Genomic DNA, 16140 nt, shown 5'->3' on the forward strand with positions numbered 1-16140 from the left:
ACGTGACGGGTGCGGCCGAATGCGCTTCGCGTGCAGTGGTGGGGAAGGGGCGAGTGCTGCGCACCCGCCCGCAGGTTGAAAATGAGAGAGGACAGAGGAGGCGGGATTTCGGATAGTCTGATCTGCCACATCCGTCAGCGGAATGATCGGAATCCCGTCGGAGAAATGTGCCGCTGCATCGGCACTGCCGCGCTGCGGCCAGTACCGACGCAGCGGCGGAGGACACGGTACGAACGCGTTCTCAGAAATGCACGAAAGTTTGCTCGTACGGGGGCACTAACGAAGAGGTCCAGTCGCGTCGTTGTCAGGGCACCCGACTGGCCTGCGACACAAACTTGGTAACGAGGTAGCCATCGAACGTCTCGATGCCTCCTTCACTGCCCATGCCGCTCTCCTTCACGCCGCCTAATGGCGTTTCGGCCAGTGCCAGGCCGAAATGGTTGATGCCAACCATTCCAGCCTCGATACGGCCAGCAACGTATTCGGCGGTCGCGATCGAATTGGTGAACACGTAGGAAGCCAGGCCGTATGGCAGCGCATTGGCACGTGACAACGCCTCTTCAGTGCTACTGAATGTCGTTATCGGCACAACGGGTCCGAATGGTTCCTCGGCCATCAGGAGCGCGTCGTCGGGCACGCCGGTGAGGATGGTCGGGGGGAAGAAGTAACCTGTTTCAGCCAGACGGCTGCCACCACACACCAGCGATGCGCCGCGCTCCCGCGCGTCCGTCACCAGGGCCTGCATTGCGTCGATGCGTCGTTCGTGGGCCAGCGGCCCCATCTGGGTCTGGGGATCGAGGCCGTCTCCGACCCGAAGCGGCGCGTATTCGGCAGCGAAGGCATTCACGAACTGCTCATAGGCTTTTTCGTGCACGAAGAAGCGGCTCGGTGCCATGCAGACCTGACCGGCATTGCGTGTCTTGGTGCGCGCCAGAAAACGCGCTGCCTGTTCTACGTCAGAATCGTCGAACACCAGCACCGGCGAGTGCCCCCCTAGTTCCATCGTCATGCGCTTCATCTGCGCGCCGGCCATCGACGCCAGCTGTTTGCCGACAGTGGCGGAGCCAGTGAACGAAATCTTTCGCACCGCCGGAGCGTTGATGAGATGGGTGGAAACCTCGGACGGCACGCCCCAGACGACGTTGAGGCATCCCGCCGGCAAACCTGCATCGTGAAATATACGCGCCAGCGCGACCACTGCGCTTGGCGAATCCTCAGGACCCTTGAGTACTATCGTGCAGCCCGCACCCAAGGCGGCGACCACCTTGCGTAGTGCCAGGTTGAAGGGGAAGTTCCACGGTGTGAACGCAGCGCAAACACCGATGGGCTCACGGGAGACCGTCTGCCGTACGCCCGCCGTGCGCGCCGGAATCACGCGCCCATAAATACGCCGGCATTCCTCTGCATGCCATTCCGCGTGCTCAGCGCAGCTTTGTACTTCCAGAATGGCTTCGGCCAAAGGCTTGCCCTGATCGAGTGTAATGTTACGGGCGATCTGCGGAGCTCGCTCCCGGATCAACGAGGCAACACGGCGCAGCAATGCTGAGCGTTCGATTGCCGGCGTGTGCCGCCAGACCTGGAATGCATCCGCCGCTGCGTTCACGGCATCATCCAGGTCCTGGGGCGTAGCGTGCGGCAATCGGGCGAACGCCTCGCCAGTTGCAGGATTGATCACATCCTGTTCGGGTCGCCCACGGGCGCTCAGGAAACGGCCACCGATGTAGAGGGAGAGTGTTTCGTATTGTGCGGTTGTGGTGTCCATGGCAGCCTGACTCAAAGAAATACACTACCGCCGTCCACGGCGAGGGTCTGGCCGGTGACAAAGCCTGCACCATCACTGACTAGGTACGCGAGCGCTGCCACGAGGTCACCCGGCACCTGATCGCGCTGAATACAGCGGCCGGCAGTACGGGCGTTTTCGCCAATGCGGTCTTGCAGATCGGTCTGCAACACACCGTCGCTTAGCGTGAAGCCCGGGGCAATCGCATTGACCGTAATGCTGTCATTCGCCAGTTCCCGCGCAAGTGCGCGCGTGAAGGCAATGACGGCTCCCTTGCTGGCCACGTAGTGCGCCATATTCACCGGCCCCTTGATTGGCACAGTGGAAGCGATGTTCACCAGGCGCCCCCGACCGCTCTGGCGCAGATGCGGCAACACTGCTTTGGCACAGTTGAATGGGCCCATCGTGTTGACTTCCATCACTCGCATCCATTCCTGATTGGTGATCTGCTCAAACGGCTTGAGCGTCAGGGTGGTAAACAGTGCGGCGTTATTGACGAGGCCATCGATTCCGCCGAACTCCGAGACTGCTGCGGCCGCCATGTCAGCGACATCTGCCTCGCTGACAACGTCCGTGCGCGTGCCGATGACTTGATGTCCGGACTCGCGAAGCCGTGCCGCAGCTTCGTCCGCGCCACGCAGGTCGGCGATGACGACACGATGCCCCAGCTGTGCAAGGTGTTCGCTGAAAGCGTAGCCAATGCCGCTGGCACCGCCAGTGACAATAATGCGCTTGGGTAATTCAGGTTTCATGGTTTCCTTCGCACGTCGGAAGACTTCAGGTGGGAATGAGTGATCTATGTTCCTGGGGGGCGCTTGCCCTGTGGTATGTAGCGAAATATCAGCAAAGGCTGATTAGGTGTCAACGAACCTGGCTAGAATGTCCGCATACCGGACTTTTATACGGAATTCGAATTTCGCGAGGGTCTATGGCGTCTCATGCGGGCGGGAAAGAATCACGCGAAAACGAACCGGAATACGTGATGGGGCTCGAAAAAGGGCTGTCCATCATCGAAGCATTCGGTATGAAAAAAGGACCGTTGACCGTGACACAGGCGGCCGAGATAACCGGCCATACCAAGGGTTCGGTACGACGCAGTTTGCTCACGCTTTGCAGGCTGGGCTATGCCACGCAGGATGGTTACAGTTTTGTCCTGGCACCCCGCGCTCTGAGGCTGGGCTACGCCTATGTCGTTTCAGATCCGTTGACCAAGGTCGCGCAACCCATCTTGGAGATCACCAGCGAACGCACGCAGGAGTCTGCCTCGATCGCTGTGCTGGATTTGCAGGATGCAGTCTTCGTCGCGCGCTCAACGCATCGGCGCAGCCTGTCCAGCGGTTTGGGTGTTGGCTCGCGCTTGCCTGCTTACTGTAGTGCCACAGGGCGCGTTTTGCTGTCAGGACGACCGCCAGCCGAGGTGAGATTCATGCTCAACAGAATGGCACGTCCCGCTCTGACGCCTCACACCCTCACTACGATCACCAGCATCATGAAAGAGATCGAATTTGTGGGCAGACACGGGTACGCCATCATCGATGAAGAACTGGAGATCGGTATTCGCTCAATCGCCGTTCCGATCCGCAACGCACGTGGTGAGATGGTTGCTGCCATGAGCCTTTCGGTGTCCACAAGCCGCATGACGCGCGAAGGCGTAGTGGAACACCTGCTGCCAGAACTTGAAAGCGCGCGCCGCCACCTTGCCGCCCTGTTGTAGCGCTCCGCCTCTCGTGCCAGGCAAAGTCAGCGAGCCTGCGCGGCGAGCAGCATACGCCAGGAAACATTCGTAGTACGGAACACGCCTCGCCAGCCGGCCTAAAGCGAACGTTGCAGGCGCGCGGCCGTTTCACGCAGCGCCGGCAGGAAGGTTTCCCGCAACGTTTCGATATTCACGCGCCCTGAATAGACGCTTACGCTCACCGCCGCCTCGATCTGCCCGGCGCTGTTCTTCACCGGAACCGCCATCGCCGACATGCCGATTTCGATCTCCTCGTCGCTGATCGCGTAGCCGTCCTCCGCCGCGCGCCGGATGGCCTTCAGCACCCCGTTGAGATTTGCCACTGTGCGATCGGTGAGCCGCTTCATGGGCACGCTTTCGAGGTGCGCGCGCACCTGCTCTTCAGGCAGGCCGGCGAGCAGCACGCGTCCCGTGGCTGAGCAATAGGCGGGCAGGCGGCCGCCGAGCTTCACGCCCGTCGACACGATACGGACCGCCTCGGCACGTGCGATGAACACCGCATAACCTTCGTCCAGCACGGCCAGCGAGACGGACTCCTGCAGCTTGTCGCGCGTGCTCGCCAGAAGCGGCTGCGCAATCTGCGGTAACGACGACGTGCTGAGGTAGGCGCTACCCAGCCTCAGCATGCGCGGCAGCGGCGTGAAGAACTTGCCGTCGTGGGCGAGATAGCCGTGCTCGACGAGCGTCAGCAGGCAACGCCGCGCCGCGGGGCGGCTCAGGTCAGCCAGATTTGCCGCATCCGAAACGGTCATGCGCGTGGTGTTTGGGCCGAACGCCTCGATGATGGCCAGCCCTTTGGCCAGGCCCCCCATACCTTCCTTCGCGTGGGACTTGGTTGTTCCGGACTCGTCTTCGATGGGCGACATTGCGCGCTCCTCTGTATTGACAGGGCTTTTGATGGATGTCATATTGGGTCGTATATCGAACGATGTACGATATTCGAACACATCTGGGAGGGACTGTCAATAATGGTCCCGCCGAGGTCCCCGGTAATCGGCGTTCGGCAAACGCCCTCTACGGAGTCAGCAACTTGAACATCATCCCCATCCAGCCGGCGCGCCGCGCCAGCATCGAGTGGCCCGTCGAGGGCGTCACACGCGTGCCTTATGCGCTGTTCCAGAGTGACGATGTCTATGCGGACGAGCAGGAAGCGATCTTTCGTGGTCCGAACTGGAGTTATCTGTGCCTCGAAGCCGAGCTACCAAATCCAGGTGACTTTCGCAGTACGTTCATCGGCGATGCTCCCGTGGTGGTTACTCGCGACACGGACGGCGAGCTCTATGCATTCGAAAACCGCTGCGCGCATCGCGGCGCGATGGTTTGCCTGGAAGACGCGGGCAACGCGAAGGATTTCAGCTGCGTCTACCATGCCTGGACCTACAGCCTGCAGGGCGATCTGCTCGGCGTCGCGTTCCGGGACGGTATCAACGGCCAGGGCGGCATGAAGGAAGACTTCTGCCTCGGCGATCACGGCCTGCGCAAGCTGCGCGTGGCGACGCTCCACGGTCTCGTGTTCGGCAGCTTCTCCGACGACGTGCCACCCCTCGACGAATACCTTGGCGACGAGATCGTCGAACGCATTGCACGTGTGCTTGAAAACCGCACGCCTGTTGTGCTCGGCCGCTTCACGCAGATGTTGCCGAATAACTGGAAACTCTATTTCGAGAACGTCAAGGATTCCTATCATGCAAGCATCCTGCATCTATTCTTCACGACCTTCCAGTTGAACAAGCTGTCGCAGCGCGGTGGCATCATCGTCGACCCGAGCGGCGGGCATCACGTCAGCTATTCAGCAGTCGATCACGCGGCTGAAGCGGCAAAGCAGGCAACCACGAAGGACTACGCAGCTCAGAACATCCGCTCGGAGAGCGGCCACCGCCTCGAAGATACCTCGGTGCTTGCGGGCACCGACGAGTTCGGCGACGGCATCACGCTGCAGATTCTTTCAGTCTTTCCGGGCTTCGTGCTCCAGCAGATCCAGAACGCCATTGCGGTGCGCCAGATCCTGCCGCGCGGCGCGCGCCAGACCGAACTGAACTGGATCTATCTCGGCTTCGAGGACGATACGCCCGAGTTGCGGGAAATGCGTCTGCGCCAGGCGAACCTCGTGGGCCCGGCCGGGTATGTCTCGATGGAAGACGGCTGCGTGGGCGGGTTCGTGCAGCGCGGAATCGACGGGGCAAGCGACGCACGCTCGGTGATCGAGATGGGCGGCGATGGCACGACCAGCAGCGCGAGCCGCGTGACGGAAGCCTCGATTCGAGGCTTCTGGAAGGCCTACCGTAACGCAATGGGATATTGACGATGACGCAGGACATCCACCAGCTGCTCGCCCGTGCGCAGGCCGAATACGTGCGCTGCATCGACGACGGCGACCTCGGGCAGTGGCCCGATTTCTTCACAACGTCATGCGTGTACAGGGTCACGACCGCGGACAACCATCGCCGCGGTCTCGTGGGCAGCATGATCTACGCGGCCTCCCACGGCATGCTGGTCGACAGGGTTGCGTCGCTGCGCGACGCCAATGTCTATGAACGGCACGCTTATCGTCATCTGCTCGGGCAGCCGTACGTGATCAGCGACGACGGCACCGAGGCGCACAGCGAAACCTCGTTCATGGTCGCGCGCATCATGCGCGACGGAACCACCGACCTGTTTGCGACGGGCCGCTATTGCGACGTGTACGTGCGCGACGAGGCGGGTGTGCGGTTGCGCGAGCGCGTCGTCGTGTGCGACAGCTCGCGTATCGACACGCTGCTTGCGTTGCCGCTATGACGCCCGCGAACCTGCCTGGGAGGCGCATGCGATGGTGGCCGCGCCGGCTGATCCGCCCCGAACTTCGACCGACACCTGCTGACAATGCATCGAGGTGACATCTTGGACTTTCTAATTTCCGTCGCTGACAGCGACATAACGTTTCCGTGCGCGGCCGGTGAAACCGTGCTCGACGCGGCCGAACGCGCCGGCTATGCGGTGCCGTACTCATGCCGCAAGGGCGTCTGCGCGTCCTGCGAAGGACGCCTCGTGGCGGGCGAAGGGTGTTCGACGGTGCAGGGCGCAGTGGCGGCGCCGGTCGAGCGCGCGCTGCTCTGCTGCCTAAGCCCCGACACGGACCTGACGATCGCGCCGCGTCGCATCGAGAAGCGCGACCCCGTCGCGCGCAAGACGCTCGAGGTCTCCGTGTACCGCATCATTCAGCCGGCCGCCGACGTCAGCATCCTGCAGTTGCGGCTGCCCGCGGGTGTGCGCGCGAAGTTCGGCGCCGGTCAGTATCTGCAGATCGAGCTGGAGGACGGCACGCGGCGCAACTATTCGATGGCGAATGCGCCGCACGAAAACGACACCGTGCAGCTGCACGTGCGCCACGTGCCTGGCGGCCGGTTTTCCGAAGCCGTTCTGGGCCGCCTCGCGAAGGGCGACAGGCTGCGCATCGAGCTGCCGTTCGGAGAGTTCACGCTACGCGAAGGGTCGGACAGGCCCGCCGTGCTACTCGCGACAGGCACGGGGTTCGCACCGGTGAAGTCGATCGTCGAGGACGCCATCAAGCGCAAGCTCGAACGGCCGTTGCACCTGTACTGGGGCGCGCGCCGCGCCGAAGACCTCTATCTCGCGGCACTCGCGCACAAATGGCACGACAGTGGCCGCGTGAAGTTCGTGCCGGTGCTGTCCGAGGCTGACGAGGCATGGACGGGTCGGCGCGGTTTCGTGCACGAGGCTGTGCTCGAAGACTTCGACTCGCTCGCGGGATATGAGGTGTACGCATGCGGCAACCCATCGATGACGAGCGCCGCGCGCGACACCTTCGTGAAGACCGGCTTGCCCGAAGACGACTTCTTCAGCGACGCGTTCGTTCATACCGGCTGACGCCGTGCGAAGAGAAAGAGAAAGAGCGCCTGGGCCGCAACAACCGGGTTGATTCCGGCTGGGGCAGTGGATCCGTTTGGAAAAGGCGCCTCAGGCGGTGTGCCATTCTTTCATGTGCGGGTCCGCAAAATTGCGAAGACTCTCCAATGCCATGGCCACCGCGGCGCGATTGACGTTCTCGGCGTGCCAGTAGACCGATACCGAGCCGAAGCCTTCGAGTTGAACCGGCAGAATACGAAGCGCGTTCAGCTGCTCGAAGCGAAGCGCGGCCCGATGCGAGGCGACGCCCACCAGATCGGTGTTGTTCAGCAGCGTGAGATTGAGAATCGACGAATTCGATTCGACGCAGTGATTGGGCAGTGTGCGCCCCGCGGCCGCGAGCGCCGTCTCAAGCGCGTTGCGCACGGGCGTGCCCTGCGGCCAGACGATCCACGAAAACGCGAGTACGTCGTCCCAGCCGAGTTGCGCTTTTTCCGTGAGCGCATGATCTGGCCGTGCGACGAAGTTGATCGGCTCCGTATACAGCGTTTCGGTCTGCAACTGCGGGTCGTCGTACTGCTGTCCCGAGCGGCCGACGACGATATCGAGTTCCCCGCGCGCAAGCTGCGGCATCAACTGGTTCATCGTGCTTTCGACGAGCCGAACCTGCGCTCGCGGCATGCGCTCGAGAAGCCGCGACACGGCGAGCGGCACCGTGTCCGCCGCCGATACACCCGAGGTCCCAATACTCACGAGGCCACTGCCGCCCGCACGTAGCGCCTGCATGTCGTCGCGCGCAATGTCGAGATGCGCTTCGATCCGGCGCGCGTGCTCGATCAGCGCCTCGCCGTACGACGTGGGTCGCAGGCCGCGCGCGTGCCTCTCGAAGAGTGGCAGGCCGACGTCTTCCTCGAGTTCCTTCAGCCATTTCGACAGCGCCGGCTGCGTCGTGCTGAGTGCCGCGGCCGACTGGCTGAGATTGCCCGTGCTCGCGAGGCTCAACAGTACCTGCAGATGCCTCAGTCGCAGGCGGTAGGTCCAGTCCATTGCGCAGCTCCTTCGTCACGATTTTCACCAGTCCTGCGTCGCAGGTATATCCAAAACTGTATGGATTAGATGATTTCACCATTTTACTGGGCATGGCGGTGTCGCATATAAATCATTGTGCGGGCTCGATTGAGCCGACGCGGCCGGCTGGTGAGTCGGAACCCACGAGACCCATAAAGGAGACGCGAATGACGAGTAACAATCCGGGCGGATCGCGCGCGGCCTACTACGAGCGGATCGCCCAGCAGGGTATGGCGCCGCTTTGGGAATCGCTGCACAACCTCGTGCCCAAGGCGCCGCAGCCGAAAGCGCTGCCTGCGATCTGGAAGTACGCGCAAGTGCGCGAACTGGTGATGCAGGCGGGTGCCGTGATCAGCGCGGAAGAAGCCGTGCGCCGCGTGCTGGTGCTCGAAAACCCGGGCCTGCCGGGCAAGTCGAGCATGACGCCGAACCTGTACGCCGGGCTCCAGTTGATCCTGCCCGGCGAGATCGCGCCGAGCCACCGGCATACGCAGTCGGCGCTTCGCTTCATCGTTGAAGGCAAGGGCGCGTGGACGGCTGTCAACGGCGAACGCACGACGATGCATCCGGGCGACTTCATCATTACACCGTCGTGGACATGGCACGACCACGGTAATCCTTCAGTGGAGGAGGGCGGCGAGCCTGTCGTGTGGCTCGATGGCCTCGATATACCACTCGTCGCGCAGATGGACGCCGGATTCGCCGAGAACTACCCCGAAGCGACCCAGCCGGTCTCACGCCCTGAAGGCGACAGCTTCGCGCGCTTCGGTCACAACATGGTGCCCGTGCGGCATCGCGTGTCCGATCCCACTTCACCGGTTTTCAGCTACCCGTACGCGCGCAGCCGCGAAGCGCTCGACGCGCTGTACCGCAACGGCGACCTCGACGAGTGGGACGGCGTGAAGCTGCGCTACGTGAATCCGGCCACGGGCGGCTGGCCGATGCCGACCATTGCGACCTTCATGCAATACCTGCCTGCCGGCTTCAAGGGCCGCACATATCGCAGCACCGATGCGACGGTGTATTGCGTCGTCGAGGGCAACGGCACGGTCAAAATCGGCAGCGACGAATTCACCTTCGAGCCGCACGACGTGTTCGTCGCGCCGTCGTGGGCGCCTGTGCAACTGGCGGCAGCGGCGGAGAGCGTGTTGTTCAGTTATTCGGATCGTCCCGTGCTCGCCGCGCTGAATCTGCTGCGCGAAGAGCGCGGCTAGCCGCGTTACTTTCCTTTCCAGGCGCCGCATTGGCGGTGCGCTACCCATCCTGTTTGCCGAGTCCGATCATGACTTTTGTTTTCCCGCCCGAAGCGCCCGTTGCTGTACCCGTCGCCGGTAGCGACGTTCAATTCGCGGTGCGCCGCGTCTATTGCGTTGGCCGCAACTACGCCGCGCATGCGCGCGAAATGGGCTTTGATCCCGATCGCGAACCGCCGTTCTTCTTCTGCAAACCGGCCGATGCCGTCGTGCCGGTCGCTTACGGCGAAACGCTAGAACTGGCTTACCCTTCGCAGACGCAGAACTACCATTACGAAGCCGAACTCGTCGCCGTGATTGGCAAAGGCGGCTCGGATATCCCGCTCGAACAGGCGCTCGATCACGTTTGGGGCTACGCGGTCGGCCTCGACATGACGCGGCGCGATCTGCAGATGAAAATGCGCGAAATGGGCCGTCCGTGGGAGATTGGCAAGGCGTTTGACCGCTCGGCGCCGATCGGACCGATTCATCCGACGAGCGAGGTCGGTCACTTCGAAAACGCTGGCCTGTGGCTGACGGTCAACGGCGAGACCAAACAGAAGAGCGACGTGTCGCATCTGATCTGGTCGGTCGCGGAGACGGTGGCGTATCTGTCGAAGTTCTTCCGCCTCGAACCGGGTGATGTGATCTTCACGGGCACGCCTGAAGGCGTCGGCGCGGTGCAGAAGGGCGATACGATGAAAGTCGGTGTCGAGCGTCTTGGCGAAGTAACGGTGCGCGTGGCCTGAGATACGTAATCTGCATTTATCGGAGGTCTACCCGTGCAACTCCATAGCTTCTTCAACAGTTCGACGTCGTACCGCGTACGCATCGCGCTTGCACTCAAGGGGATCGCGTACGAGACGCTGCCCGTCAATATCCGCGTGGGCGAACATTGCGCAACGGACTATGTGGCGAACGTGAATCCGTCCGCATCAGTGCCCGCGCTGATCGATGGCGATTTCAGACTCGGCCAGTCGCTCGCGATCATCGACTACCTCGACCAGAAATACCCAGAGCCGCGCCTGATTCCGCTCGAACCGGTCCTGCGTGCACGTGTACTCGAGTTCGCCGCGCTAATCTCGTGCGACATTCATCCCCTCAATAACCTGCGGGTGTTGCGATATCTGGAAACGGAACTGGGGGTCACGCCGCAGCAGAAGAGCGCGTGGTACCGGCATTGGATCGCGCAAGGCATGGCGGGTGCCGAACGCATGCTCGAGCGTGGCAACACAGGTCCGTGGTGCCTTGGCGTGCAGCCGACGCTCGCCGACCTGTGCCTCGTGCCACAAGTCGCCAACGCGCTGCGCATGGACTGCGACCTGAGTCCGTATCCGCGCAGTCTCGCCGTCTTTGCGCACGCGTCGAAACACCCGGCATTCGACGCCGCGCAGCCGCAGCGTCAGCCCGATTACATTGCCTGATTACATGGGACTGGAGTGAGCCTGGGATCGGAGTAAGCGCTAAAGCGCCAACTCCGATCGACCGCTTTGCATGGGATCGGAGTAAGCGCTAAAGCGCTAACTCCGATCGACATAGGAGACAAAACATGATTGAGACAGACCGCAAAGGGCGGCGCGTGCTCGTGATCGGCGGCGGTATTGGCGGCCTCGCCGCCGCGCTGGCGCTCGCACGTCAGGGCATTCACATACAACTGCTGGAGCAGGCTCCTGAGATTCAGGAAATCGGCGCAGGAATCCAGTTGGCAGCAAACGCGTTCAACGCGCTCGATGCTCTGGGCGTCGGTGAGACGGCGCGCAACCGCGCCGTCTTTACGGACTACCTGAAACTGATGGATGCGCTTGACGCAAAAGAAGTGGTGCGGATCGACGTCGGCGCCCCGTATCGCACGCGCTTTGGCAATCCGTATGCGGTGATTCATCGTGCCGACATTCACCTGTCGATTCTCGAAGCTGTGAAGGATCATCCGTTGATCCAGTTCCGCACCAATACGCGGGTCTGCGAGCTCGACCAGAACGCCGACGGTGTGACTGTCATCGATCAGAACGGCGCGCGGTACCACGCAAATGCCGTGATCGGTTGCGATGGCGTGAAGTCGGCAATTCGCAAGGCATTGATCGGTGATGAGCATCGCGTGACAGGGCATGTTGTTTATCGCGCTGTCGTTGAAGTGGAAAACATGCCGAAGGATTTGCAGATCAATGCGCCGGTGGTGTGGGCGGGCCCGCATTGCCACCTCGTGCACTACCCGTTACGCGGCGGCAAGCAATACAACCTCGTCGTCACGTTCCACAGTCGCGAGAAAGAAGAATGGGGGGTGCGCGAAGGCAGCAAGGAGGAAGTGCTGTCCTACTTTGAAGGCATTCATCCATTGCCGCATCAGATGCTCGACCGGCCGACTTCGTGGAAGCGCTGGGCCACGGCGGACCGGGACCCTGTCGAGCGCTGGAGCTATGGCCGCGCGACGGTCCTTGGCGACGCCGCGCATCCAATGACGCAATACCTGGCGCAAGGCGCCTGCCAGGCGCTCGAAGATGCCGTTACGCTGGGTGCCGCCGTCGCTGCGACGGATGGCGATTTCGAAGCTGCGTTCAAACTGTACGAGACAGCACGTATTCCGCGCACGGCGCGCGTGCTGTATTCGGCACGTGAGATGGGCCGCATCTATCACGCTAAGGGCGTTGAGCGACAAGTTCGCAATTCTCTTTGGATCGGCCGCACGCAAGAACAGTTTTACGACGCACTGCAATGGCTGCACGGCTGGCGTGCGGAAGAGTGCCTGAAGGGCGTCATTTGAAATTCGACGCGGTACGCGGCAGCAACAACTCCCTGGGAGACAAGAATTGGATTCGAAGAGTCAGGAACAGCAAGACAAGGCGGAGATTCGCGAAGTCCACATGCGCTACTGCCGAGGCATCGATCGTATGGACTTCGATCTGGTGCGTTCGTGTTATCACCCAGACGCGATTGACCGACATGGTGCTTACGAAGGCGGAGTCGAAGGATTTATCGAATGGGCCGGGCAGGTGCTTCCCCTCTTCGAGACCACAATGCATTTCACTGGCAACCAATACGTCAAGGTGGACGGCAATGTGGCTTTCGCCGAGCATTACGCGCAGGCCTTTCACCGCACGAAACCGTTAGATGGCAAACCTGCTGCGGACTGGATCGTGAACGTTCGATACGTTGATCGTCTGGAGAAACGTAGCGGCGAATGGCGTATTGCGGACCGCATTGTCGTATACGACTCGGAGCGTACGATACCGGTGAGTTTCGATGCTGCCCCATTGGGCGACTGGAACTATGGGCGGCGCGACCGCGACGATCCGTCGTACAAGTACGGTCTCTAACATGGAAAGGCGCTTCGGCGGAACGGCTCGTCGAAGCGATCAAGTGGATCCGCAGCACCACTGCATAGCTGCGCCCAAACTGACTTTGGCCGGATAGATCCTCGAGCGAAGACTGTCGAGCCTGTGTTGATCGATTGTTGTCGCCACAGCAACGGAGAGTTAAAAAAGCAGTACTTACCCTAATGATTTTTGCCCTTTAGACTGAGCGCAGTCGTGGCCGAGCAGGTTCTTCGTAGCGCCACTAACAGAAATCATTGAGGTACTCGTGATGAAGTCGTTCACCCGGATGGTCCTTGTTGCTGCCCTTATCGCAGCCCCCGTTGCGTCGTTCGCTCAATCAAATCAGATGCTAAGCCGTGAGCAAGTGCGTGCCGAACTGGCGCAGGTCGAGAAAGCTGGCTATAACCCGCGCGACACGATTCACTACCCGGAAAATATCCAGGCCGCTGAAGCAAAAGTGACGGCACAGAACGCCACAGCACAAGCAGGCGTTTCGGGATATGGCGGTGCCGCCAACGGAACGTCTCGTTCGGGTTCGGAAAACGGTATGTAATGGTGATGTGAGGGCGCCGTTTTCGTAGGCGCCCGATCCTGACCGTGCTTGACTGCGCGCAGGTCTCGATGTGTTGACATTCCACCGAATGTAGAGCGCGCTCATCCCGTGAACGTCGAGATAGACGGAGCGCTATTCGAAGGCGAAGAATACGCTTCTCGATGTCCAGGGTGACCTCATCTATCACATGGCTGAAATCCGCAACTGAATTTCGGTTGGGGTGGGAGATGGCTTGTTGACGAGCGCAAGGCTACTGATGCCGCGATCATATCTTGTCGACGTACGAGCACATGGCGCCCAAAGCCGGCGATAGCCTATCTTGCACGGGTGTGGCGGTGTGGGCCGATGCATAGGATGGACGCTCGGAATGGAGAGGATCGGAAGCCTTACCGTCCATGACGCTGATGAAGGGCGTGCACGTGAGTTGGCGCGCTCGATTGCTACGGTATCCAGTGCCCGTCTCGCAACGGGCATGCCGTCGATGAGGGACATCGATATCGCCATCAACGCATCACCGGTCGGACTGAGCGCCAGCGACGCTCTGCCATTTCCCGTCGATGCACTGCCGTCCCATGCAGTCGTCGCCGACGTGATCATGGAATCGCGCACGACCGCGCTGCTCGAATCGGCGCACGCGCGCGGACTCAGGGTTCATCATGGAAGGAACATGATGAATCACGCCATGCCGATAGCGGCGTCGTTTTTTGGCTTTTCCGCTTCGCTCGATTGGAATGGAGAAGTTCTCTGAGCATGCCTCGACTAATGCTAATGTCTGCGGCTAGATGTGTTGAATAGTAGATAAAAGCGTGTCGGCGTGGGATATGCACCGGTGCATTAGCACACGTGTTCGAGGGCGCGTGTCGCGCGAACCTTGGGCGGCCGGTCGCGCAGCAGTACGGGCATCAAACGCCGGCTGGCTGTCTGCGCCGCCCACTCGCAATATGCGGCGCTGCCGAGCACCCAGCCGTTGAGCGTCGACTGCATCAGGTTATCGACCTCGCGTTCGTCAAGAGGCTGTGTGCCCAAATCGCGGTAAGCCTGGTGGCGCTCGAACGGCGTGTTGCCGAGCGCCCGGTAGAGTGGATGGTCCTTGATGAAGCTATCGACACGCAGCCCGATGTGGTGCGTGTAGCTCGACCACTGGTAGTTTCCCGGCTCGGCGACAAGGCGGTTGCGCACCGGCGCATGTTCGATGACCTGGCTCGCGAGCAGGAAATACCGGTCGGGCTCGATCACCGTTGCCCGGTACTCGCCACGCCACATCGTACCGCGCCGTCCATGGCGGCGGTTGAAGGTCTCGACATAGCGACGGCCGACCCCCTGCATCGCCATGGCCACGCTCGACTCGTATGAAGGCGTGACGAGGAACTGTATCGCGTCAGGCATAAGTACCCACGCGTGGACTGCCAGATCGGCGACGCGCGCTGCGTCTGCCAGACAGGCGAGGAAGTACAGGTAGTCTCCTTCGTCCAGGAATGCGGGCCCCGTGAGCCCCTGCAAGATAACGTGCTGCGGTTGGTCTGGGACGTAGTGCCGTGCAAGCCGTGTCATGCTGAATTAACCGGAAATCCGATGTGAGAAAGCGATCCGACAGATATCGAATCCGCGACAGTGCGTCACGTGGGTATAGGACGAAATTCTATCGGTCATGCGTGGGAGTCTGCGTCACGAACAGGCCTTTTTTCTGGCCTCTTTTCGTTGATTTGCCAATCGTAACCGGTATCTTTCTTATGCCACCGCTGAATAACAGCGCCGCCCTATACACCTCCAGACGCTCTGCCTGCGCCATCCGGCACCCATACATCAGGCAGCAAGACGGTACAGCGGTCGAAGCGCCCCTGGTCTCCATTCGCATCCCACCTGAACCGGTCAAAGCGCAGCGAAATGTGGTTCGCGAATTTCGTCGGTAGGTATCCGAACAATACGGAAGCTCACATCGCTGCCATGGCTGCCCTTAGCGGAGTGCAGCCGCTACTGCTTCGCCAATCTGCTGTCCAAAGCGCGCTTCAACATTGGGCACCGTGTAGCCAAGTGTCAGTTCCAGATGCGCGTCCCCTAGCACCAGCTGAACGAATGTCGCTGCCCGCAATGTAGCAGTCGGTTCGTCAAATCGCTTTCGCAGAATGTTTGCGGCGAAGGCACGCGCGAGCTTTGGACCATTTTCGTAAAACACGTGACCGAGTTCCGGAAGACGTTCGGCCTCGGCAACGATGGTCCGGTAAAGCCGAAGACTATCCGGCGCGATAAGGTTTTGCGCCAGCAACCATCCCAACTCGCGTAACTCGACTTCGGGCGAGCCACCGGTTTGCTCGGCCTGAGCGCTGGCAAGCGCGCCCACCTCGGCGCACATGGAGATCACCAGACCAATAAAGAGCGCCTCCTTCGACTTGAAATGACGGTAGACCGTCTGTTTGCCGACGCCGGCGACCGAGGCGACATCGTCCATTGTTGCCAGACCGAAACCCTGGCGTAAAAAAACGGTTCTAGCGCCGTCGAGGATGGCAGACCGCTTGCGGCGTTGCAGCGGGCTCAGGTCGGGAAGAGAGGAGGCATTCATACGAGTTAAATAGCAGATCGCTACGCGCTTGACAAGACTGGGCGGTCTCGTTTAACTTTGA

General features: G+C 61.2%; 17 protein-coding genes. 11 read left to right on the forward strand and 6 right to left on the reverse strand.

The genetic code is table 11. The features are described 5' to 3' along the window. Positions 1 to 304: 304 nt before the first annotated feature. Together PQR42_RS12585 and PQR42_RS12590 are read right to left on the reverse strand one after the other, a co-directional pair. Complete coding sequence (locus PQR42_RS12585; RefSeq protein WP_408493641.1) at positions 305 to 1762, reverse strand: NAD-dependent succinate-semialdehyde dehydrogenase; 1458 nt, start codon at positions 1760 to 1762, stop codon at positions 305 to 307. 11 nt (positions 1763 to 1773) lie between these two features. Then, positions 1774 to 2532, reverse strand: a complete 759-nt coding sequence (locus tag PQR42_RS12590) for an SDR family NAD(P)-dependent oxidoreductase (RefSeq protein ID WP_408384530.1) — start codon at positions 2530 to 2532, stop codon at positions 1774 to 1776. A gap of 176 nt (positions 2533 to 2708) precedes the next feature. Here PQR42_RS12590 and PQR42_RS12595 point away from each other — a divergent pair, with 176 nt between their 5' ends. Next, on the forward strand, positions 2709 to 3494 hold the full coding sequence (locus PQR42_RS12595; protein WP_408384528.1) for an IclR family transcriptional regulator domain-containing protein: 786 nt from the start codon (positions 2709 to 2711) through the stop codon (positions 3492 to 3494). Between the two features lie 98 nt (positions 3495 to 3592). On the opposite strand, the gene PQR42_RS12600 is transcribed toward PQR42_RS12595, so the two are convergent. Beyond that, positions 3593 to 4381: an IclR family transcriptional regulator domain-containing protein gene (locus PQR42_RS12600; RefSeq protein WP_408203991.1), complete on the reverse strand. Its 789-nt coding sequence runs from the start codon at positions 4379 to 4381 to the stop codon at positions 3593 to 3595. Between the two features lie 164 nt (positions 4382 to 4545). Here PQR42_RS12600 and PQR42_RS12605 point away from each other — a divergent pair, with 164 nt between their 5' ends. From PQR42_RS12605 to PQR42_RS12615, 3 genes are all read left to right on the forward strand, one after another. After that, positions 4546 to 5817: an aromatic ring-hydroxylating dioxygenase subunit alpha gene (locus tag PQR42_RS12605; protein ID WP_408203993.1), complete on the forward strand. Its 1272-nt coding sequence runs from the start codon at positions 4546 to 4548 to the stop codon at positions 5815 to 5817. A gap of 2 nt (positions 5818 to 5819) precedes the next feature. After that, positions 5820 to 6290: an aromatic-ring-hydroxylating dioxygenase subunit beta gene (locus tag PQR42_RS12610; protein WP_408384526.1), complete on the forward strand. Its 471-nt coding sequence runs from the start codon at positions 5820 to 5822 to the stop codon at positions 6288 to 6290. A gap of 102 nt (positions 6291 to 6392) precedes the next feature. After that, positions 6393 to 7379, forward strand: a complete 987-nt coding sequence (locus PQR42_RS12615) for a 2Fe-2S iron-sulfur cluster-binding protein (RefSeq protein ID WP_408384524.1) — start codon at positions 6393 to 6395, stop codon at positions 7377 to 7379. A 90-nt stretch (positions 7380 to 7469) separates the two neighbouring features. Here PQR42_RS12615 and PQR42_RS12620 read toward each other — a convergent pair whose 3' ends face one another. Next, positions 7470 to 8405: a LysR substrate-binding domain-containing protein gene (locus PQR42_RS12620; protein ID WP_408384522.1), complete on the reverse strand. Its 936-nt coding sequence runs from the start codon at positions 8403 to 8405 to the stop codon at positions 7470 to 7472. 188 nt (positions 8406 to 8593) lie between these two features. On the opposite strand from PQR42_RS12620, the gene gtdA reads away from it, so the two are divergent. The 7 genes from gtdA (at position 8594) to PQR42_RS12655 (ending at position 14270) form a co-directional block, all read left to right on the forward strand. After that, positions 8594 to 9640, forward strand: a complete 1047-nt coding sequence (gtdA, locus tag PQR42_RS12625; protein WP_408204001.1) for a gentisate 1,2-dioxygenase — start codon at positions 8594 to 8596, stop codon at positions 9638 to 9640. Between the two features lie 68 nt (positions 9641 to 9708). Then, positions 9709 to 10407 carry a fumarylacetoacetate hydrolase family protein gene (locus tag PQR42_RS12630; protein WP_408384520.1) on the forward strand — a complete coding sequence of 233 codons (699 nt, stop codon included), beginning with the start codon at positions 9709 to 9711 and terminating at the stop codon, positions 10405 to 10407. Between the two features lie 33 nt (positions 10408 to 10440). Continuing rightward, a complete protein-coding gene (gene maiA, locus PQR42_RS12635; RefSeq protein WP_408384518.1) occupies positions 10441 to 11082 on the forward strand; it encodes a maleylacetoacetate isomerase in 642 nt (213 codons plus the stop codon). A gap of 125 nt (positions 11083 to 11207) precedes the next feature. After that, on the forward strand, positions 11208 to 12416 hold the full coding sequence (locus PQR42_RS12640) for a 3-hydroxybenzoate 6-monooxygenase (protein ID WP_408384516.1): 1209 nt from the start codon (positions 11208 to 11210) through the stop codon (positions 12414 to 12416). Positions 12417 to 12462: 46 nt separating this feature from the next. Beyond that, a complete protein-coding gene (locus PQR42_RS12645; RefSeq protein ID WP_408204009.1) occupies positions 12463 to 12969 on the forward strand; it encodes a nuclear transport factor 2 family protein in 507 nt (168 codons plus the stop codon). A gap of 268 nt (positions 12970 to 13237) precedes the next feature. Further along, entirely contained in the window at positions 13238 to 13522 is a 285-nt protein-coding gene (locus PQR42_RS12650) for a DUF4148 domain-containing protein (RefSeq protein WP_408384514.1), read from the forward strand. A gap of 367 nt (positions 13523 to 13889) precedes the next feature. After that, positions 13890 to 14270 (forward strand): hypothetical protein, encoded by a 381-nt coding sequence (locus PQR42_RS12655; protein WP_408384513.1) that lies wholly within the window; start codon positions 13890 to 13892, stop codon positions 14268 to 14270. A gap of 86 nt (positions 14271 to 14356) precedes the next feature. Here PQR42_RS12655 and PQR42_RS12660 read toward each other — a convergent pair whose 3' ends face one another. Next, positions 14357 to 15073, reverse strand: a complete 717-nt coding sequence (locus tag PQR42_RS12660) for a transposase (RefSeq protein WP_408384511.1) — start codon at positions 15071 to 15073, stop codon at positions 14357 to 14359. Positions 15074 to 15476: 403 nt separating this feature from the next. Further along, the gene (locus PQR42_RS12665; RefSeq protein WP_408204017.1) at positions 15477 to 16079 is read right to left on the reverse strand and encodes a TetR/AcrR family transcriptional regulator; all 603 of its coding nucleotides are present in this window, start codon (positions 16077 to 16079) and stop codon (positions 15477 to 15479) included. Between the last annotated feature and the right edge of the window lie 61 nt (positions 16080 to 16140).

This window comes from Paraburkholderia sediminicola (assembly GCF_046027355.1).
Lineage (GTDB): Bacteria > Pseudomonadota > Gammaproteobacteria > Burkholderiales > Burkholderiaceae > Paraburkholderia > Paraburkholderia sediminicola_B.